This is a genomic window from Ruegeria sp. P10 (genome assembly GCF_056534925.1).
Map to the genome: position 1 here is coordinate 558,888 of NZ_JBQERJ010000001.1, position 21,444 is coordinate 580,331.

Here is a 21,444-nt window from a genome sequence, read left to right on the forward strand (position 1 = left end):
TACTTACATGATGTTCGAAGTAGGACATTTCAAAGTATGCTGGCAGATTTTGGATGCTGTATCAACAAGTGGTGATGGCGCTGCCCGCTTAGCTTATTTTCAAGCGAAATGATTTCATTTGTCAGAGAATGTAGCCAAGCCTACTGGAAAACGTCTCTAAAACTCAGAGAATGCTATTTCTTGACTAATACAACACCATCCAAAGTTATTGTTTGTTGATTGTCCGGAACAATAGCAGACTTTGGTAGCCATACCGCGAACGTCAGCTTTGTTGCGCAGAGCAGCCTTTGGGTAACGCAAAAACGAACGGCGGTTTTTTGGGTTGCCGAGTTCAGAAACTGAAGAGATCCCGATCATACACAAAGCCCTTTGCAATACCGAGCTTCATAGCTGGGCTCTTGTGTTCTTTTACCATGAGGTCGGTGTAGTTATGGGCAAACCTCAAGATGTCCACCAGCTTCATAACCATGACCGGATTGTAGTACTGCTTGTAGTACCACAGACTTCTGCGGCCCGAGGTTGCCAAGCCACGCTCAAATCCCATGACCTTAGTTCGTGCCCGAGCGTGATACATGTCCACCGGATGCGTTCCCGCCCGAACTGCGAACTGGGCCATCTGGGCAAAGTCTAATCGTGTCGGGTCAGTGCGGAAAATCACCCGCTTATGCGGCTCGTTGATGAAGTGGAACGGATAGTGAATGCCGGCCGATTCAGACTGACCGGTATGATCCATTAGGAGCGCCCTGATGTCGGAGAGTGCCACATTGCCAAAGGAGGCTTCCAAAAGGTACTCCATGGCGCCGTCCTGTGGCCTGGAGACAGCCTGATCACCGTCTCCAGGCAAGTACCCTGCCTGACGCATCAAATACTCCACGCGCTCTAATTCCTTGTTACCATCAGCCACAAACCCCAGGCGTCGCGGATGGCTTTCATTCTTTGCCATGGTGACGTCTGCAATCCGCACCACTCTCTTCTGCACTTCATTTTTGAACACAGCCAAAAAGGCTGAAGAGACACCGGTATCGCGGTCAACTGAAAAGTTCAGCAGTCGATACTTCCGACCGATCTTCTTCTTGAGCAGCATGATATGCGCAAACTCGGCCGCGTCTTGTCGAACCCTAGCGGCCATCTCAAGGAGCCTGATATCGTCGTCAAGTTCTCTTGGCTTTTTGTTACGGTGCCACCTACTTGATTTTGGGTTGGTCGCCTCGTGTCGTTTGCAAATGTACTCGATGTATTCACTGGCAAACCAAATCCGAGCGTTCTCCCGCATAGAACGAGGTTTTTCTTTGTCTCCGATAATATCCATCGCCTTTTCGACGGCAAGCGGGTGAACGTCAGGATCAACATCTGTTGTAGACGCAATGACATACTTGCTGTCGCTGTGGACGGTACACATGTGGCGCACTTCTACCAGTTTACGAATACCTTTGTCGGGCCAGTTCACCTGAAGGATTTGTGTGTCCGTGGCAAAGTGAGGACAGTCACCTTCAAAAACTTCGGGCAGTCGCTTCTCCCGATCTGCTGCAAACGCTTGGCATTGCTCGTGAATGAAGTCGATCTTCGAATAGACATCCGGAAGTGATGTATCGAGTAATCGTGAGATAGCTGAAAGCGTCACGCCATTAACCAGCGATCTAAAGACTTTACCATTTAGGTCGCTTCGCTTTTGTCGTCTCGTTGAGCGACCAATCGAAAAGGTCTTCTTACACGCTTTGCACTGATATCTTGGATCTCCTTTGGCCGTCTTACCGAACTTTCGATACCGGCTCGGCATGAGCCCAACGGTCGCTCCATGATTGATACATGCAACACTCGGACAACTTTCACGTTTTGTTCTTCTATTCAGGCGGGAGAGCCTTGCGTATTCTTCCGCCAGAGCCTTGTTGGACTTGAGGATGCTAGACCGTCGGCAACTTGGACAAACATAGGTGCGCTCATCTCCAGAACCGGAGACCTTGCCCCGTGCCATGTTCGAACCAGGAGTAGCTGGTCGTCCGCGCCCATCTCGTGGGTCAGGTAATACGCCGTAAAGGTCACAAAGTGGATTGCGGCAAAAATTGACTGAGAAACCTCCAGGCAGGCGAGGAAGCCGAGTTCTCATTTTGTTCGCAGATTTTTGCGAAGCCTTATTGGGTTCCGGCACGTCACAAGCTCTTATTTCTAAACGAAAACGACCAGCAGCCTAACTGCTGGTCGATAGCTCGTCAACATTTACCTATAGTGGCTTGGCCTTCGGGCCCCCTTTTGCATTTTGATGATCCGGATCAGTTCGGGATCAGGTCCGGTACGATCGTGACAATCGCCGGGAAGAACCACAGAATTGCGATCCCTACCACCTGGATCAGAACAAACGGAATGATCCCGCGATAGATATGGCCCGTCGTCACTTCCTTCGGCGCAACCCCTCGCAAGTAGAACAACGCGAACCCGAACGGGGGTGTCAGGAAGGATGTTTGCAGGTTCACCGCCACCATGATCGTCACCCATTTCGGGTCGAACGAACCGCCATAGATCACCGGCCCAACGATCGGGATCACGATGTAGATGATCTCGAGGAAATCCAGCACGAAGCCCAGTATGAACAAAACCAGCATCACGATCAGGAAGACCGTGAACTCGTTGTCAAAACTCTTCAGGAATTGCTGGATATAGTGCTCCCCTCCGAACGAGATCACCACCAGGTTCAGCAATTGGGATCCGATCAGGATGGTAAACACCATCGAGGTCACCTTGGCCGTCTCGCGCACCACCGGGGTCAGAACTCCGCTGGAGTACAGCACCCAGCACCCGAACAGCAGCCCGAACAAGGCGTACAGATAGGCCGCATACGCGATGATGAAGGCGATCCAGGTCTCCAACGTCACATTGCCCTGATTGACCCGCAGGTCAAAGTTCACCCCCATCAGCAAGGCGATGATCACGGCAAAGGTCGACCAGATGATCACCTTGCCCGATCGCCCCTGATCCTGCAGCTTGCGATAGGCCGCCAGCATGATCGCGCCACCCGCACCCAGCGCCGCCGCCGGCGTCGGGTTGGTCACGCCCCCCAGGATCGACCCCAGAACAGCGATGATCAGAACCAGTGGCGGGAAGACCACGCGGATCAGGTCATTGGTCGCACATCGCGCTGCGGCTTCCTTGCAACCATACATGGCCAGCGCAAATGGCAACGCGAGCAACAGGAACGTCGCCCCCGAAGAAGTCGTGGGCGAAATCAGCAAGATATCGACCAACACCATAAGAAGCAGACCAATCGCACCAACGATAAGCGGCTGAGGCGTACGCGAGGGGGCGATGCCACGACCCAGAACCAGAGTAAGGCCCAGCAGCACGACGGTGATCGCGACACCCGTTCCAATTGGTGCGGCTGATGCAATCATTTCCTGTTGTGCGGCGGCCAGTTCTTCTTCTGTCAGGCGCTGAGACTCAGCTGCACCGCCAGCGGCGTCAATGGCGTCCTGCTCGGCGACGGCCTGATCCCAGGCGGCCTGACCATGAAGATCGATCATCGATACCTTGCATTCTTCCGACACGTTGGTTCGCAACGATGCGCCCTGTCCGATGTCCGAGAAAGCCGAGACCGAAATGTTCTGGCTGCCGATCAGGCCGACATTGCCCAGCAACACGGTGCCGACAATCAGCGCAACCGGTGCCCCCAGCAGCCAAGTCAGACCTTCGGACCGGGTGATCGGCTCACCCGACCCGCCTGACAGCGCCACGGCAGGTGCCTTATGGGGATTCAGCAATGCATAACCAAACGCATACAACGCATAAAGCAAAGCCAGAAGGATCCCCGGCAAAAGAGCCGCCTGGAACAAGGTTCCGACCGAGACAACCGCGGGTTCCCCCAGATAGGTCAACGCATCGGTACATCCCGCCTCAACGGCCCGCGTCTCTTGCGCCGTGGAATACAGATCACCCGCCAATGTGCCAAGCAGAACGATCACGATAGACGGCGGAATGATCTGCCCCAGCGTCCCCGACGCCGCGATCACACCCGTGGCGAGCTCGGGCGAGTAGTTGTTCCGCAGCATGGTCGGCAAGGCCAGCAGGCCCATGGTCACCACGGTCGCGCCGACGATGCCGGTAGAGGCCGCCAAGAACGCCCCCACAACCACGATGGACACGGCCAGACCACCCGGAAGCGGTCCAAAGACGCGCGCCATCGTCGTCAGCAGATCGTTCGCGATCTTGGAGCGTTCCAGCGTGATCCCCATCAGAACGAACATCAGCACGGCCAACAGGGTCTCAATGGACTGCCCTGCCAGTACGCGCTCGTTCATGCGATTGACGATGAACGACACGTTGCGGTCCAGCGCGGTTTCCCAGCCAGAGACAAAGACCGGCTCGGCTATCCTTGGCAGATCCGGGTATCGGAATACCGATATGACATCAGGTTTTACCCCGGAATTTACAATATCCCGATAGGCTTGCGAGCCTGTGTCGATTGCCTGGTGGATCAACAGCCCGGCACTGTCCAGTGCCGCGATGATCCCAAAGGAAATCACCCCGGCGCCGCCGATGGCAAAGGCCACCGGGAAGCCGGAAAGGATGCCCCCAAAGAGGCAGAAAAATACGATAATGAGGCCTATCTCGACGCCATCAAGTCCGAACAACATAGTCTGGGTCTCCGTCCCTAATGTGCGCCTTCATAGGCTTCTTCACCCTCACCAAGGCTGTCCTTGTCGAGGTATTTTCCGGTGCTTTCCGGCCCTTCCACGTATTCCAGATACGACCGGTACAGGAATGCGATTGCGTGCAGGAACACCATGGCCGCAAAGGCCACCAGCAAGATCTTGAACAGGAAGTAGGCGTTGAATCCGTTGGGGCTGAACCCAATGGTTTCCACGTTCCAGCGCAGCGCACGGGACTTGGCCACCAGTCGGTCCAGCGTGTCACTGGCCGACGGTTTCGGCACGATCAGGTGCCGCCACATGAAGTACCAGCCATACATCCAGGTCAGCACCGCCATCGGCATCATGAACAAAACCGCACCGCACATATCAACCACCCGTTTGGCACGGTGGCTGATGCCGGCATAAATGAGGTCAACGCGCACATGCCCACCCTGCACGAATGTGTAGGTACAGCACAGGCAGACAACCATCGCATTATACAGCTTCAGTTCTTCCGCGAACCAACTGATATCCATCTGGAACGGGATACCCAAACCAAAGGACATATCGGGTCTGGTAAATACCCGCTGCATGAAAACGATCACGATCTGCTGGATCACCATCAAAAGGCCCGCCCAGGCAAAGAAACGCCCGGTGGTATTGGCGAACCCCTCAAGGCCCCGCACGATGGCCCACATGAAGTTCCGGTAGTACAGCCCGATGGCCGTCAGAACCAGAAAGAACGTGAACACCACAAAGAAGAACTCGACCGAACCGCCGTAATAGACAAAGCGCATGATCGACGCCTTGTCGGACCAGTCCAGCCAGAGTTGCGGATGCGTGATGGCGTATCCGAAATTATAGAAGGCTTCGGCAATGTTCTGAATGAACCAGACCAGTCCATTCCACAGGGCGCCGAAGAACGAGATACCGTTTTCGTCCTGCATGTTGTCCCCAGGTCGTCTCAGTTGTGCATGGGATTATTGTTGCTTGCCCAAACCCCTTAGCGCAACGGGAAAGGCTCCCCCGCGCCGCGGGGGAACCGGTTTTTCTTGGATCAGAATGGCTTAGCCGCGAACACGGTCGCGCTGAGCGGTGTAAACACCCGATGACAGGTTGTTCCAAGCAGACGATGCTGCCATCGACGTCATCGCGCTGTCGTGGATCTTCTTGAACAGCTCATCGCCCATGTTCTCGTCCAGAACTTCCTGGCTGGCCTGACCAAACGCGTCCCAGACACTGTCCGGGAATTCCAGGACCTTGACGCCACCCGCCTGCAGACGCTGCAGCGCTGCGCCGTTGTTGGCCAGGAACTGTGCCAGGTTCCACTGGTGCGCTTCGGCGGCAGCGATCTCGATGATCTTCTGCTGTGCCGGGGTCAGTTCATTGAACACGTCGCGGTTGGTTGCCAGCGACAGACCTGCGCCCGGCTCGTGGAAGCCCGCAGTGTAGTAGGTCTTGGTGATTTCCTGGAAGCCGGCCTTTTCGTCGGCCCATGGACCGATCCACTCGGTACCGTCGATGGCGCCGGACGACAGCGCCTGATACACTTCCGACCCCGGAATGTTCTGGACCGATGCGCCCAGTTTACCCAGTGCCTTGCCGCCCAGACCCGGCATACGGAACTTCAGACCGTTGAAGTCTTCGGGGCTGTTGATCTCTTTCGAGTACCAGCCACCCGCCTGCGCACCGGTGTTGCCGGCCAGGAAGGACTTCAGGCCAAAGATTTCGCCCAGCTCGTCATGCAGCTCCATACCGCCGTCATGATAGTACCAGTTCACCAGTTCCTGCGCCGTCATGCCGAAAGGAACGGCCGTGAAGAACGCATAACCCGGGTGCTGACCCACAAAGTAATAGTCAGCGGCATGGTACATGTCGGCCTGACCCGACGACACCGCGTCAAATACTTCGAAGGCGCCAACCAGCTCGCCCGCTGCCTTGATTTCAACATTCAGGCTGCCATCCGACATGGCGTTGATGCTGTCGGCACAACGCTGCGCGCTGTCAAACACGCCCGCCAGACCACGACCCCACGAGGTCACCATGGTCAGAGTACGCTGTCCCTGCGCATAAGCCGGTGCTGCCAGAGCAGTTGCAGCAGCAGCCGAACCGCCCAGCGCGGATTTTTTCAGAAATGAACGACGATCCATATGAGTGTTCCTCCCCTTCATAGTCACGGTCCGGCAGAACCGGACCTGTCGCATTCAGTGCGCGTCAGCCTAATGTGACCGAACTGAAAGGGAATACCTACTACTGCGTAGAGAATCGGATTCTTTGCGATTTCCGGCAAGAAATCAGACCGCAAATCACGTCTTCCCCGACGATAATCTCTGTATTCCCCGAACAAAGTCCAATCTTTTTGCATTTTCGCCGCCGCTTGCGTATCGATTCGTCCATGCAAAGACTCCGACATCTGGTCTCGCTGACCTATGCGCAGAAATTGTCACTGGTTGCGGCAATCCCGCTGGTCGTGGCCGTGGCGGCAATTGCCGTGCTTGTGGCATACGAGGCCCGCGCGACCGCCGAGCGTGAGATCGAAGCGCTGGAACGCAGCCTGGTCGAAGCCAAGAAGGAAGAGTTGCGCAACTACGTGACACAGGCGCGCAACGGGTTCGCCTATATCTACGGCCGGGCCGAGCCTGATGACGAGGTCGCGAAAAACCTCGTGTCCCAAATCCTGTCGGCAATGATCTATGGCCAGGATGGGTTCTTCTTTGTCTACGATTATGACGGCAACAACCTGGTCAGCCCCCGCCAGACGCAGTTCATCAACCGAAACTGGGAAGGGTTGACGGACAGCGACGGCACTCCGATCGTTGACGAGTTTATCCGCCTCGCCCGCCAGGGGGCTGGTTGGCACAGCTTCATGTGGCAAAAGCCCTCTACCGGAGAGGAAGCACAGATGATCGCCTATGTCGTCGGGCTTCAGGACTGGCGCTGGGTCGTGGGAACCGGGGTCTTCATCGACGACATCGTTGCAACGGTCGCCAACGCCAGGGCCGAGGTCGAGGCCCGCGTTCAGCGCACCTTCATGTATATCGGCGCGATCGTTGTGGCGGCGGTGCTCATCGTCTTTGCATCCGGCATGTTGCTGAACATCCGCGAGCGCAGACTTGCAGACGCCAAGCTGAAGGAACTGACCCAGCGCGTCTTCGATGCCCAGGAAGAGGAACGTGGCCGCGTTGCCCGCGAACTGCATGACGGCATCAGCCAGATACTGGTCGGTGTACGCTATGCGCTGGACAACGCGCGGCGCCGCCTGTCCCGCGGCGATGACGCGGGCGCACGCGATCCGCTGGACAAAGGGATTGACCATCTTGGCACCGCCATCACCGAGGTCCGCCGCATCAGTCGCGACCTGCGCCCCGGCGTGTTGGATGATCTGGGTCTTGGGCCAGCGCTGAAAGCTCTGACCGACGATTTCCGGGACCGCACCGGGATCGAGACGGAATTCTCGACCGTGGTGTTCCGCAACCGGCTGGATCAGGACAGCAAGATTGCCCTGTATCGCATCGCGCAAGAGGCGCTGACCAATATCGAGCGCCACTCTGGAGCCACGCATGTTACGATAGACCTGCGCGGGCACAAGAAAGGTGCAACCATGCGGATCACGGACAATGGCCGGGGCATGCGGACCGATCCCAGCACCCCCAGCACCGGGATCGGGTTGCGCAACATGCAAGAACGCATCGAACAGCTTGACGGGTCCCTGCGCATTCTGTCATCACGCGGACCGCGTGGCGGCACTGTCATCGAAGTCAGTCTGCCGCTGAGCCACCTTCTGCCGCCGCAGGAAGACGCAACTCCGAACCGAAAGGCCGGCACATGAGCGCCGAAAGCATCCGAGTTCTTATCGTCGACGACCATCCAATGGTGGCCGAGGGCATCCAGTCCATCCTCGAAAGCTATGATGAGATCCAAGTTGTCGGTACGCTTGGCAGCGGACAGGCGGCAGTGGATCAGGCTGTTGATCTTGCCCCGGATGTGATCCTGATGGATCTGAACATGCCCGGCCTCGGCGGTCTCAGCGCCACGGAAATCATCCTGGAACGATTGCCGGAAACGCGCATCCTGATCCTGTCGATGCATGACAGCCCGGAATATATCTCGACCGCGCTCAGCCACGGTGCCAAGGGTTACGTGCTCAAGGACGTTCCCACTGAAGAGATCAAGCAGGCCATTGATGCGGTGATGCGGGGTGAACGGTATCTGTGCACCGGCGCCAGCGGATCGCTTAAGCCCAAGGGCGACAACGTGCGCGAAGCGCTGACCGGACGTGAACAGACCATTCTGCTTGAACTGGCGCAGGGCAAGTCCAACAAGGAAGTTGCGCAAACGCTGGATATTTCCGTGCGGACGGTCGAAACGCACCGAAAGAATATAAAGCGCAAACTCGGCATATCCTCAACCGCCGGGCTGACACGCTACGCTTTGGAACATGGCGTACTGCAAGGGACCGGCGTCGGATTCTGATCTGCACGCGCCCGCAGCGCGCAGCGTTGCCCGGCCCAACCAGAGGATACACGCCGCAGGCGTGTTGACGATGGGCGGGAGCGGTACCCGCCGGGTCAAAGACCTTCTCCAAAAAAAACCAGTGTTCCGTCTTCGTCCAGAACGTGGAATTCACGCTGATTATAGGGCTGATTGAACGGCGGCCTGACACGGCCTTCGGGCAGATCGGCCAATCGGTCACGCAGGCTGTCATAAAGCCCATCAATATCTTCAACATCGATATAGAAGGAGTGTTCATCACCCAATGGCTTGCCGTCATCCCGCGGCGGGCACTCCAAAAGGCGGATCGCAACAGGACCACGTTTCAAAAAGGCATAATTGTCTTGCGTGAACCCACAGGTGAACCCAAGGCGATCACAATAGAAGTCGATCTGGTCCTTCAGGGACGAGCACAACACAAATGGTGTAAGCTGCAAAATCCTGGGCATCTGACTCTCCGGACAGGAAACAGATGCATTGTACCGAGGTTGACCACTCAATCCAGCAATTGATCCTTTCGCAGCCCCGCGCGCTTGTAGTGATGCGGCAAAACGCGGCCATACAATTGCTGCGTCCGTTCCACACCGCCACACATGCCTTCAGCCTCGACAAAGGAAAAGATGCCGACATAACGACGGCACATGCCGCTGACCGGAGCAACCCGGTGCAGTGAATACCGGCCCTTGAAGATCTGCAAATCCCCCGGCTGCAGTTCCAGCCGGCGAACCCGCCCCATGTTCCCATCGAGAACCGAGGCTACCAGATCAAAGTTCTCATTTTCCGCCGTCCGCAGATTGGGCGCGTACTCGAACGCGCCGCCCGTCTCTCCGTTCTGGATGGCCAGCGTCACGGTGTAGTTGTTGGTGTCGAAATGCCAGGGAAAGCCCTGCCCTTCTTCCACGACATTGATGATCACGTCCGCCAATGGGTCATCGTAGCGAAAAAAGCGGTCTTCGGGTTCATTCAGGGCATCGCGGACAAAGGGAAGAAAGCCGTCGAACTCGTAAATGCGCCGCAGCGGGCCGGATTTCGAAAGATTGTCGGCCGGAACAAAGGCGTTCGAACGATCATAGAACCGGCGGATCGGATGGGCGATGCCAAGCCTTGGGTCGTCCTTCGTGAAATAGGCGTTGGTTTTGTTGAAGGACCGGTGCGCCTTGGGCGCCACCCCCTCGGCTTCTTGCACCAGAAGTTTGACCCCTGCCTCGTGTACGAAACCCGGCAGAACAGCACATCCATCCTGTTCCAACTCGCGTCTCAAATCCTCGATCAGCTGATCATAAGCCCGTGAATCCGGACGATCGATTGGATAGCGGCCAAGATCAACCAGGTCCTGCAACATTTCAAGCCTCCGGGTTTTGCCCCCTGCACGTTCAGCGTGGCGCAGAAAAAAGCAATTATCATGCCCGTTTCGGACATCGGCCTGACGCTTTCAGACCGCCTTATCCGCACACAAAACGGCCAATTTTCACGTCGAATTCCCGGAAATTCCCGACATGCGGCAATCTGCGCAATAAAATGTCGCAAAATACCGCCGCTGAGATAGAAAATTGGTGCAATTGTCTGTTGACGCCCCTTCCCCCCGACCATAATGTCGCCCCCAAGCAAAAAGGAGCCTCTGGCGATGAGAACGCTAGTCGTAATCGTAGGAACCACGCGCATGGGCCGGTAACGGTAAACCATAATCGAACCCATGCGCCTCCGAAAAATCGGGGGCTTTTTTTTGTCGAACGCAAGACACATGTCGCGAACGGAGCAAAGCAGATGACACGTGAGATGACCGGCGCAAAGATGGTGGTTCAGGCCCTCAAGGATCAGGGCGTGGACACGGTATTCGGATACCCCGGTGGCGCCGTGCTACCGATCTATGATGAGATCTTTCTGCAAAACGACATTCGCCACATTCTGGTGCGTCACGAACAGGGCGCGATCCACGCGGCCGAAGGTTATGCCCGATCGACGGGAAAACCGGGCGTTGCGCTTGTCACGTCCGGCCCCGGTGCCACCAATGCAGTCACCGGTCTGACCGATGCGTTGCTGGATTCGATCCCCATCGTTGTTCTGACCGGGCAAGTCCCGACCTTCATGATCGGATCGGATGCCTTTCAAGAGGCCGACACCGTTGGTATCACCCGCCCCTGCACCAAACATAACTGGCTGGTAAAGGACACGAATTCGCTGGCCGAAACGTTGCACGAGGCTTTCCATGTGGCCAAGTCGGGCCGTCCCGGACCGGTACTGATCGACATTCCCAAGGATGTTCAGTTTGCCACGGGTGAATACAACAGTCCGAAACCTTCGACCTCGCACTACCAGCCTGTGCTGAAAGGCGATTTGGAGGAAATCAACGAGCTTGTTGCAGCCATTGAAAAAGCCAAGAAGCCGGTTTTCTATACGGGTGGTGGCGTCATCAACTCTGGCCCCGCAGCCAGCCAGTTGCTGCGCGAATTGGTGGATTCCACCGGCTTCCCGATCACATCTACCCTGATGGGTCTGGGTGCCTATCCGGCATCGGGCGAAAACTGGTTGGGTATGCTGGGGATGCACGGCCTTTACGAGGCGAACCTTGCGATGCATGGCTGTGACCTGATGATCAACATCGGTGCACGGTTCGACGACCGGATCACGGGGCGCATCGACGCGTTCTCTCCAAAGTCGAAGAAAGCCCATATCGACATTGATCCGTCTTCGATCAACAAGGTCATCCGCGTTGACATCCCGATTGTCGGCGACGTGGCGCATGTACTGGAAGACATTCTGAAGGTGTGGAAGTCACGCGGGCGCAAGACGGATGCGGCAGCCGTCAAGAAATGGCAGGCGCAGATCGCCGAATGGCGCAAGATCAACTGCCTGGCCTTCACCAACAGCGAAAAGTCGATCAAACCGCAATACGCTCTGCAACGGCTTGAAGAACTGACAAAAAAGCATGATCGCTACATCACCACCGAGGTGGGTCAGCATCAGATGTGGGCGGCGCAATACCTTGGGTTCGAAGACCCCAACCGCTGGATGACATCGGGCGGGTTGGGCACGATGGGCTATGGCTTCCCCGCCTCCATCGGTGTGCAGATGGCACATCCGGACGCGCTGGTGATCAACGTCGCCGGTGAAGCATCATGGCTGATGAACATGCAGGAAATGGGCACCGCCGCTCAGTACCGCCTGCCGGTCAAGCAGTTCATCCTGAACAACGAACGCCTTGGCATGGTCCGCCAGTGGCAGGAACTGCTGCATGGCGAGCGGTATTCGCACAGCTGGTCCGAAGCCCTGCCCGATTTCGTGAAACTCGCCGAGGCGTTCGGCGCCAAAGGTATCCTGTGTTCCGACCCCGCCGATCTGGACGACGCGATCATGGAAATGATCAACTATGACGGTCCGGTGATCTTTGACTGTCTGGTGGAAAAGCACGAAAACTGCTTCCCCATGATCCCGTCGGGCAAAGCCCATAACGAGATGCTGTTGGGCGAGGCGGAAACGCAGGGCGTGATCGACAGCAAAGGCTCGGTTCTGGTTTAACAAAATTCGACGGATTTGGTTGAGCGCCGCGCTGCGCTCAACCTGTCAAGGATGATGAAAGGGACATAAATGTCTGCCCTACATATCAAAAAAGGCGCTACCCGCCATTCGGCCTACAACCTACGACCTACCTTCTCGGACGTGCAGGAACGCCATACCATTGCCGTGCTGGTCGAGAACGAGCCCGGTGTCCTGGCCCGTGTGATCGGACTGTTCTCGGGGCGCGGCTATAACATCGAAAGCCTTACCGTAGCCGAGGTAGATCACACAGGACACCTGAGCCGCATCACCATTGTCACCACAGGCACACCGCAGGTGATCGAACAGATCAAGGCGCAGCTGGGCCGGATCGTGACTGTCCATGACGTGCATGACCTGACGGTCGAAGGTCCTTCGGTTGAACGCGAACTGGCCATTATCAAAGTCGTCGGCGAAGGCGACAAGCGGGTCGAAGCCCTGCGTCTGGCCGATATCTTCCGCGCCAATGTGGTTGACAGCACCCTGAACTCTTTCATCTTCGAAATCACCGGTGCGCCCGACAAGATCGACGCTTTTGCTGACCTGATGCGCCCGCTGGGCCTGATGGAAATCGCGCGTACCGGCGTGGCGGCCCTGCTGCGCGGCGATTGACCGACCTGTCCCGCCTTGGCACTTGTCTTGCAGCCAAGGCGGGAACACTTTTTAAGGTGGCCGGCGATTTGCAATTCAACTCTGGCGATCTGAATGCGCTAAAATTGCCATAGGGTCGGCTTTTCCGGAAAAAGATCAGGCATTTTCCGATAAAGCCTATTGCCTTTACACATGAGAACGTTAGCCTTGTCGCCGCAACGCGACGTGGGGATACGTTGCTTGGGGTCATTCTGTACGATTTTTGAATATGCACCGAGCTTCGGCGTCGGTGCGTTGTCGGTTTCTTCCGGAAACTTAGCAAGACGTGGACACCCATGACTGACGATATTCGTAGTCCAGCCGAGATTCGCGCAATGTTTGGTGCGAACCTTCGGCAATTGGCAAAGCGATATCGCTCGGTCTCGGCGCTGTGCCGCCAACTTGGCGTAAACCGTACCCAGTTCAACAGATATCTTTCCGGTGAAAGCGTTCCCAGACCGGATGTGCTGGACCGTATATGCCGGTTCTTCGATGTGGATGCCCGCATTCTTCTGAAACCGCTGGACGAGATCGAAAAGATCGAAGAACACCCCGCAACTCCGGCCCTGACAGAGTTTTTGGGTTCTGGTGCGGATGCGATCGAGAAATCCCCGTTTTCACCCGGGTTCTACGCGGTAATCGAAAGCCTTTCGGCTGAACACCGGATGACCCTGCTGCACGCCCGACCCTTGGCCCAATGTACGTTGATCCGTGGCTACGTGTCGCGCGCGGCAATGCCCGAGGCAACACCGAAAGCGCGGGAAATACAGGGGATAGCAGCCTCAAGCGGTGACACTGTCTATATGCTGACCTCCCAGCGGGAAGGTCAGAACAGCCGGGTCTATCTGATCTCTCCGGACCCTACGGGAACGGCAGTTCATTGGCGTGGGTCGGTCATCAGCCCGACAAATGCGACAACGCCCGAACCCGTTGTGCTGAAATACCTTGGGCACGACTCGACGGCCATTTTTGCTGCTGCGCGCTTGTCGACGAACAACGTGGCTCAGAACCTGTAACCTTCCGTCTCAGGTTGGTGTTTCCTCTTCATCGTTCTGCGTGATCTGCCGGTAAAGATGCCAACTGGCATGTCCCAGCAACGGCAGAACCACCAGCAACCCCAGAAACCAGGGCACCATCGCCAGAAATGTCAGCACCGCGATGAAGGCACCCCAGGCCAGCATCACCGGAAAGTTCTCTGACACGTAGGTAAAGCTGGTGATCATGGCCGTTACAAAATCCAGCTCGCGGTCCAGCAGCAGAGGGATCGACAGAACGGTGATCATGTACAGAACGGTTGCAAAAACCGCCCCGACGGCCGTGCCGACGGCCAGCATTGTCAGGCCATTCAATGTCAGAAACACCTCAAGCGAGGTCGACACGTTGGTCATCGTCGCCAACCCCATGAACAGGGCAAAGATCATGTGCCCCAGAAAAAACCAGAAAAGAAACACGACAACTATGATCGCGCAGATCGAGGGCAATTGTCTGCGGCTTTGCTGCATCACGACCCCGAAGATCGCGCCAAAATCGAGCGGCTCTCCTTGTTCCAGCCTGTGCGATACCTCGTACAGACCAACAGCGGCGAACGGACCGATCAGCGGAAACCCGATGGCCGCCAGCACCAGCCAGAAGGTTGTTCCGGTTTGAATTGTCACCCACGCCATCGCCCACCCGGACAGTACGTAAAACCCCGCAAAAATCAGGCCGAACAGCGGTGCGCGGCGAAAGTCGGCCCAGGCGCGCTGCAATGCAGTACGCAGCATGGCGGTATCGACCGGTCGCATATCCGGAACACCAAAGGGTTTTTCCATGTTGTCTTCCTCCTCCCTGACCGGCGTTATGGCATCGCCGGCCTCTTGTTTGGCCAATTGGTTTCGGCGTGGTAAGCCGCTCCGACTGACAACAGTTTCCGGTCCGATCCTTTGGGCCCGAACAATTGAAACCCCATCGGCAGCCCCTGCGTGCCAAACCCCGCGGGCGCAGCAAGGCATGGCAGGCCGATCAGGCTGACCGGTATCGTGACATGCATCCATCGGTGATAGGTATCCATGGCCCGGCCCGCGATCTCTGTCGGGTAAGGCAGATCAACCGAGAACGGCCAGACCTGAGCAGACGGCAGAACCAACGCGTCATACTGTTCGAACAGCATCGCCGCGCAGCGGAACCATTCCGAGCGGATGACACTGGCGTGGTGCACCTCCATTGCACTCAGTGCCAGACCCCGATCCAGTTCCCATTGTGCCGTGTCTTTCAAGTCTTCCTTTTGCGATGCCAAGGGTTCCAGCCCGGCGGCCACGCTGAACGACCGCAAGGTGATCCAGCTGGTCCAGAGTTTTTCGGCATCGAAAGGCGGGGCGATGTCCTCAACCCGCGCGCCACGCGTTTCGAACACGCCCATCGCGTCTTTGCAGATGTCAAGAATACCGGGATCGGTCGGAAAAGCGCCGCCCCAGTCGCCAAGCCACCCGATCCGCAGCCCTTGCAGCTCTGCGGCGGTCACTGGCGACACCGGCGCACTTTCAACGGCCAGCGGCAAGCGCGGGTCCGGACCCGAGATGACATCAAGCAGAACACCCAGATCTTCGGGGCAGCGCGCCATGGGGCCCAGTGTCGACAACTGGTGCAAAAAGCTGTCCCCCACGGGATCGGAAGGCACCCTGCCCCAGCTTGGCCGAAAGCCATAAACGTTGTTCCAGGCAGCAGGGTTGCGCAAGCTGCCCATCATGTCCGAGCCATCGGCCAAAGCAACCATGCCCGTCGCCAAGGCAACCGCCGCCCCGCCGGATGAGCCACCGCAGGTACGATTGGCATCATAAGGGTTGCACGTTGCCCCATAGACCGGATTGAACGTGTGCGATCCCAGCCCAAATTCCGGCGTATTGGTCTTTCCGATCAGGATGGCACCGGCTTGCCGCATCCGCGCGGCGATCAGATCGTCGCTGGCTGGCACATGGTCTTGAAAAACAGGTGATCCTTGCGACGAGACGACACCCGCCACGTTCACAAGATCCTTGACTGCGATTGGAAGACCGTGCAGCGGGCCGGTGATCGGGCCGTCGTCACAGGCCTTCGCCTCGGCCATCAAACCATCTGAATCCCTTAATGCGACGATGGCATTCACATCACCATTGACCTTGGCGATGCGATCCAGCGTGGCCTGCATCACGTCCGAGGCTGAAACCTGCCGGTTGGCCAACTGTTTCAAAAGGTCTGTAGCCGATATCCGGGTCAGGTCCATGACGCGCCAATCCATTGTCGTTTCCGGCAGCCTAGCGGGCAGTTCAGATCATTTAAACCCACTGTTTAAATGTATCTTTTCAGCGTCGTCCCAGACGGTAATGTCAGCGCGCTGATCTGCGAAAATGCAGGTTGCTGTCAGCCCCAAGCCAGTAGCGCAGGCAAAGAACGATCACGATGCAGCTGAGCACCAGCCAGATCCCGCCCCACAACATGGCAGAGCCACCGAATTCCTCGGCCAGCATGAATGCATCCGACCGCGCGCCGGACCGTCGGATCGTGTCATCGAAGATGTCGAAAGGGACATAGATCATGCTGGTCAATCCGATCACGCGCAGCACCAGATCGCTTACATCCGGGCGCAGATACCACGCCGCAGCAATCATCGCAGCCCCGGTTCCGATGCTGAAAACAAGGGCGAACGGGTCGCGGATATACAGCACCGCCACCAGACACATGACGCCGCCAAAACCCGCCAGAACGGCGCGGTCGGCCCGTGTTCGCAAGGCAAGGATCAAAAGGGCCATGCCCAGCGCGAGGGAACCAAGATACCCGGCAGACAGGCTGAGAACGCGATTGCCGCCCCGGCCGACGACAACGCCGCCCTGTTGTGGTGAGATCGAAAAGCTCTCGACCGAGCCGCCCGTCATCAGGATCGTCACCGCATGAGACAACTCATGCAGAAAGACGACCAGTATCTTCAGTGGAACCGCAACCGGTGTATTCCAAAGCAGAAACACCAGGGCCGTGATGAGGATAAGCTGCCAATGCCCTTTCAGAACGTTCAGGAAAGGGCTGTTACGCTTCACCTCAGCTGTCGCCCTGGGCCTCGGAGCGGCTCTTGCCCGCCACGTTCAGGGCCAGAGTGGCCGCCATGAAGCCGTCCAGATCGCCGTCCAGAACACCCTTGGTATCCGAGGTCTCGTAATTTGTCCGCAGGTCTTTGACCATCTGGTAGGGCTGCAAAACATATGACCGGATCTGGTTGCCCCAGCCCGCATCACCCTTGGCCTCATGTGCCGCGTTGATGTCGGCGTTCCGGCGGTCCAGTTCCTGCTGGTACAGGCGCGATTTCAGGGCTTTCATGGCAATATCGCGGTTCTGGTGCTGCGACTTTTCCGAGCTGGTTACAACAATCCCGGTCGGGATGTGCGTGATCCGAACAGCCGAGTCCGTGGTGTTCACGTGCTGACCACCTGCACCCGATGACCGGTAGGTGTCGATGCGGATATCGGCGGGGTTCACCTCGATCTCGATATTGTCGTCGACCACGGGATAGACCCAGACCGAACAGAACGAGGTGTGCCGCTTGGCCGCCGAGTCAAAAGGCGAAATCCGCACCAGCCGGTGCACGCCGCTTTCGGATTTCAGCCAGCCATAAGCGTTGTGCCCCGAAATCTTGTACGCAGCGGATTTGATCCCTGCCTCTTCGCCCGGGGTTTCGGACTGAAGCTCGACCGTATAGCCTTTTTTTTCGGCCCAGCGCACATACATCCGCGCCAACATCGACGCCCAGTCACAGCTTTCGGTTCCGCCCGCGCCCGAATTGATTTCGAGGAAAGTGTCGTTGCTGTCGGCCTCACCGTCCAGCAACGCCTCAAGCTCTTTCTTCGCGGCCTTGGTTTTTAGCGTCTTGATCGCGGCTTCGGCATCCTGAACGACTTCTTGGTCTTCCTCCATCTCGCCCAGCTCAATCAGTTCGATATTGTCGCTGAGATCGGTTTTGATGGACTCGTAGGTTTCGATCGCGTCGACTAGCATCTGCCGTTCGCGCATCAGTTTCTGTGCCTTTTCGGGATTGTCCCACAGGTTGGGATCTTCGACACGCGCATTGAATTCCTCAAGGCGATGCGGCGCGGTCTCATAGTCCATGCGCTGCGCCAGCAGCTCCAGCGACTTTTCGATTTCCGCCACAGTGTTCTGGGTTTCGGCGCGCATGGTCTTGTCCCAACTTGCTCAATCAGGCCTGCGTGATAGCAAGAGGTGCGAGACACCACAAGACGGGCTGGGCGTGAATGCAAGGCACATTCAAAGAGTTTCCGGACCGATGGGAATTGCATCAGCCGGAACTGGTTGCCGAGACAGCCCACTCCGGTGCCCTTGCACGGGGATCTTCACCCGGACAACATTGTTCTGACCCACAATGGCCCGCGGGTTTTCGATGCCAAAGGATATGCAGGTGATCCGGCCTTTGAGCTGGCAAATGCACTGCGGCACCCAAAAGGCATGACCGATTTGGTGCGCAATCCCCGGCAGATCGAAACCTGCCTGTCGCTCTATTCCGAAGCCATGAAGGTTTCAGAGAAACGGCTGGCCCAATGGGCAGCCGCCAAATGCGCCTTGTCCATCTGCTGGCGATCCGGCGGTGCCATCGAAAACGACCCGGAAGCCGACCTTTTGCGCCTTTTTCTGGACGCGACCGATCAGTAAAGACCGCCGGTACTCAGATCGCCTTGCGTAGCCTTTGGGCCGACCGTGATGGTTTGACCGGTGGAGGTTTGAACCTGCACACCTGCGCGCTGCGCTTCCTCGAACAAGGGCAAGTCGGAACCAATCGCAAAACCACCATCGTAAACACGGTCGATGAACCCATCGACACCGTCGCGGAAGAATTCGGCCACGACATAGTCACCGGTGGCGTCATCCGGCAGGCGGGCGCCGCTGAAACGGTCGATTTTGATAAAGTGACCACCTTCTGGAACCTTGAATGGCCCGCCGCCATACTTTTCGACGGCTTTTTCCATGAAGCTCTGGAACACCGGGCCACACAAGGTACCACCATAAGCCCCCCGCCCCATCGGGCGCGGTCGATCATAGCCGATGTAGCAACCCGCCACGATGTTCGACGTAAAGCCGATGAACCACGCATCCTTGGATTCGTTGGTGGTTCCGGTCTTGCCTGCTGTTGGCACGGGCAGATTCACAACTCTGGATGCCGTCCCGCGGTCGACCACACCCTTCATCATCGATGTCAGCTGATAGGCGGTGATCGCATCCATGACCTGCGCGCGGTCTGTGACAAGGGTCGGTGATTCATCCGGTTCCAGCCAGGTCGAGTTACAGTCCAGACACTGACGGTCATCGTGGCGATAGATGGTCTTGCCGAACCGGTCCTGAATGCGGTCGACCAGAGTCGGCTCCACACGCTGGCCGCCGTTGGCGAACATCGCATATGCCGCGACCATCTTGTAGAGCGTGGTTTCCTCGGCCCCCAGCGAGTTGGCCAAAAACGCGCCCATCCGGTCATAGACACCGAACCGCTCCGCATAGCCGGCAACGACGGGCATTGTAACTTCCTGCGCCAGACGGATGGTCATCAGGTTCCGCGACTGCTCGATCCCGGTGCGCAAAGGCGTCGGCCCGTAGAACTTGTTCGACGAGTTCTTGGGCCGCCACAAGCCCTGTGGCGTGTTCACCTCGATCGGTGCGTCCACAACGATAGTTGCGGGGCTGTATCCGCTGTCCAGCGCAGCGGCATAGACAAAGGGTTTGAAGCTGGATCCTGGCTGGCGCTGTGCCTGCGTGGCGCGGTTGAAAACGGTGTCCTGATAAGAAAACCCGCCTTGCATCGCCAGAACGCGGCCCGAGTTCACATCCATCGCCACAAAGGCGCCCTGAACTTCGGGCACCTGACGGGCAGACCACTGCCCCTCTTCGCCCTCGACAACAAGGATCACATCACCGCGTTTGAAGTTCGCCGCAAAATCACCCTGCATCCACTTGATATCGGACCGCGGAATGGTGCCATTCGCAGGGCCGTCTTCGATCCCGACGGTAAGTTGCTGATCCGAGACATTCAGAACCACGGCGGGATACCAGCGGGTCGGCAGCACCACATCACGCGGAATTTCCAGAAGCGACAGCGCCTGTCGCCACTGCGCCTCATCCGCCAGTTTTTCTTCCGGGATCACTTCGCCTGTGCCACGCCATTTCCCGCGCGACCGGTCATATTTTTGCAACGCCGTGCGCAGGGCCTTTGCGGCCTCGACCTGCATTTCCTCGTCCACCGACGCACGAACCGTGAAGCCGCCGGTAAAGAACTCACCTTCACCAAAGTCCTCGCTCAGTTGACGTCGGATTTCATCGGTGAAGTAGTCTCGCGGCGGCAATGCGGTGCGGAAGCTTTCGAAATCGCCGTTCTGAACCGAGCGCAGCGGCATCTCGACCTCGGACTCATAGGTCGCCTGATCGATGTAACCGTTCTGGTACATCTCGCGCAGCACATAGTTTCGGCGGGCCAGCAGGCGTTCCTTTTCCCGGACCGGGTGGTAATCCGACGGCGCCTTGGGCATCGCGGCCAGCATCGCGGCCTCGTGCGGGGCAAGTTCCTGCAAGGTCTTATTGAAATAGGTCTGTGCGGCGGCCGTCACACCGTACGAGTTCTGACCCAGAAAGATCTCGTTCAGGTACAGTTCAAGGATCTGCTCCTTGTCCAGGGTATCCTCGAGCCGGGTGGCGAGGATGATTTCCTTGATCTTGCGTTCTGCCCGGCGGTCGCCCGACAACAGGAAGTTCTTCATTACCTGCTGCGTAATGGTCGATGCACCCCGCACGGTCCCGCCTTTGGTGCGCACCGCTTCGACACCTGCCGCGACAATGCCGCGTGGGTCGTACCCCTGATGGGTATAGAAATTCTTGTCTTCCGCCGAAATAAACGCCTGCTTCACCAGATCGGGAATTTCCGAGGACGGCGTGAACAGGCGGCGTTCCTGCGCGAATTCGTCGATCAACTGGCCTTCGCCCGAATAGATCCGGCTGATCGTCGGGGGCTTGTACTGGGCCAGGGATTCGTGGCTGGGCAGGTCCCGGCCATACATCCAGAACACCGCACCGATCACCAGTGCGACCATGAAAATACCCAAGGTAACGATACTGAAGATCGCCCCGAAAAACGAAAGAATGAACCGGATCACGTTACTGCCTTTTTCTCGCG

General features: G+C 57.4%; 17 protein-coding genes. 6 read left to right on the forward strand and 11 right to left on the reverse strand.

The window, feature by feature from the left end; genetic code table 11:
• Positions 1-331: 331 nt before the first annotated feature.
• The 4 genes from ACR0FB_RS02835 to ACR0FB_RS02850 all read right to left on the reverse strand — a co-directional run bounded on the left by ACR0FB_RS02835 (position 332) and on the right by ACR0FB_RS02850 (position 6,769).
• Entirely contained in the window at positions 332-1,972 is a 1,641-nt protein-coding gene (locus tag ACR0FB_RS02835) for a transposase (protein ID WP_480619621.1), read from the reverse strand.
• Between the two features lie 295 nt (positions 1,973-2,267).
• Entirely contained in the window at positions 2,268-4,622 is a 2,355-nt protein-coding gene (locus tag ACR0FB_RS02840; protein WP_171723090.1) for a TRAP transporter large permease, read from the reverse strand.
• A 17-nt stretch (positions 4,623-4,639) separates the two neighbouring features.
• Entirely contained in the window at positions 4,640-5,566 is a 927-nt protein-coding gene (locus tag ACR0FB_RS02845; RefSeq protein ID WP_152458266.1) for a TRAP transporter small permease subunit, read from the reverse strand.
• A gap of 120 nt (positions 5,567-5,686) precedes the next feature.
• Positions 5,687-6,769, reverse strand: coding sequence for a TRAP transporter substrate-binding protein (locus ACR0FB_RS02850; RefSeq protein ID WP_117868673.1), 1,083 nt, complete (start codon positions 6,767-6,769; stop codon positions 5,687-5,689).
• 245 nt (positions 6,770-7,014) lie between these two features.
• Between ACR0FB_RS02850 and ACR0FB_RS02855 the strand changes: the two genes are divergently transcribed.
• Positions 7,015-8,448 carry a cache domain-containing protein gene (locus ACR0FB_RS02855; protein ID WP_152458267.1) on the forward strand — a complete coding sequence of 478 codons (1,434 nt, stop codon included), beginning with the start codon at positions 7,015-7,017 and terminating at the stop codon, positions 8,446-8,448.
• Entirely contained in the window at positions 8,445-9,092 is a 648-nt protein-coding gene (locus ACR0FB_RS02860) for a response regulator transcription factor (protein ID WP_171631808.1), read from the forward strand. The genes ACR0FB_RS02855 and ACR0FB_RS02860 overlap by 4 nt, the downstream gene beginning before the upstream one ends.
• A 95-nt stretch (positions 9,093-9,187) precedes the next feature.
• Here the strand turns inward: ACR0FB_RS02860 and ACR0FB_RS02865 are convergent, their stop codons facing one another.
• Together ACR0FB_RS02865 and ACR0FB_RS02870 are read right to left on the reverse strand one after the other, a co-directional pair.
• A complete protein-coding gene (locus ACR0FB_RS02865) occupies positions 9,188-9,559 on the reverse strand; it encodes a bleomycin resistance protein (RefSeq protein WP_480490411.1) in 372 nt (123 codons plus the stop codon).
• 47 nt (positions 9,560-9,606) lie between these two features.
• The gene (locus ACR0FB_RS02870) at positions 9,607-10,452 is read right to left on the reverse strand and encodes a HalD/BesD family halogenase (RefSeq protein ID WP_480619623.1); all 846 of its coding nucleotides are present in this window, start codon (positions 10,450-10,452) and stop codon (positions 9,607-9,609) included.
• A gap of 422 nt (positions 10,453-10,874) precedes the next feature.
• Here ACR0FB_RS02870 and ACR0FB_RS02875 point away from each other — a divergent pair, with 422 nt between their 5' ends.
• From ACR0FB_RS02875 to ACR0FB_RS02885, 3 genes are all read left to right on the forward strand, one after another.
• A complete protein-coding gene (locus ACR0FB_RS02875; RefSeq protein WP_480619625.1) occupies positions 10,875-12,626 on the forward strand; it encodes an acetolactate synthase 3 large subunit in 1,752 nt (583 codons plus the stop codon).
• A gap of 69 nt (positions 12,627-12,695) precedes the next feature.
• Entirely contained in the window at positions 12,696-13,256 is a 561-nt protein-coding gene (gene ilvN / locus ACR0FB_RS02880) for an acetolactate synthase small subunit (protein ID WP_171631799.1), read from the forward strand.
• A gap of 314 nt (positions 13,257-13,570) precedes the next feature.
• On the forward strand, positions 13,571-14,290 hold the full coding sequence (locus ACR0FB_RS02885) for a helix-turn-helix domain-containing protein (RefSeq protein WP_171631791.1): 720 nt from the start codon (positions 13,571-13,573) through the stop codon (positions 14,288-14,290).
• 9 nt (positions 14,291-14,299) lie between these two features.
• Here ACR0FB_RS02885 and ACR0FB_RS02890 read toward each other — a convergent pair whose 3' ends face one another.
• The 4 genes from ACR0FB_RS02890 to prfB all read right to left on the reverse strand — a co-directional run bounded on the left by ACR0FB_RS02890 (position 14,300) and on the right by prfB (position 18,449).
• Positions 14,300-15,085 carry a DUF2189 domain-containing protein gene (locus tag ACR0FB_RS02890; RefSeq protein WP_171723087.1) on the reverse strand — a complete coding sequence of 262 codons (786 nt, stop codon included), beginning with the start codon at positions 15,083-15,085 and terminating at the stop codon, positions 14,300-14,302.
• A gap of 26 nt (positions 15,086-15,111) precedes the next feature.
• Entirely contained in the window at positions 15,112-16,512 is a 1,401-nt protein-coding gene (locus tag ACR0FB_RS02895; RefSeq protein WP_480620006.1) for an amidase, read from the reverse strand.
• A 103-nt stretch (positions 16,513-16,615) separates the two neighbouring features.
• Positions 16,616-17,320 carry a M50 family metallopeptidase gene (locus ACR0FB_RS02900; RefSeq protein ID WP_480619627.1) on the reverse strand — a complete coding sequence of 235 codons (705 nt, stop codon included), beginning with the start codon at positions 17,318-17,320 and terminating at the stop codon, positions 16,616-16,618.
• A 1-nt stretch (position 17,321) separates the two neighbouring features.
• Complete coding sequence (prfB, locus tag ACR0FB_RS02905; RefSeq protein ID WP_171631785.1) at positions 17,322-18,449, reverse strand: peptide chain release factor 2; 1,128 nt, start codon at positions 18,447-18,449, stop codon at positions 17,322-17,324.
• 45 nt (positions 18,450-18,494) lie between these two features.
• On the opposite strand from prfB, the gene ACR0FB_RS02910 reads away from it, so the two are divergent.
• Positions 18,495-18,941, forward strand: coding sequence for an aminoglycoside phosphotransferase family protein (locus ACR0FB_RS02910; RefSeq protein ID WP_480619629.1), 447 nt, complete (start codon positions 18,495-18,497; stop codon positions 18,939-18,941).
• Here the strand turns inward: ACR0FB_RS02910 and ACR0FB_RS02915 are convergent.
• Positions 18,935-21,424: a penicillin-binding protein 1A gene (locus ACR0FB_RS02915; protein ID WP_171631779.1), complete on the reverse strand. Its 2,490-nt coding sequence runs from the start codon at positions 21,422-21,424 to the stop codon at positions 18,935-18,937. The two genes, ACR0FB_RS02910 and ACR0FB_RS02915, sit on opposite strands and share 7 nt — an antisense overlap.
• Positions 21,425-21,444 lie beyond the last annotated feature (20 nt).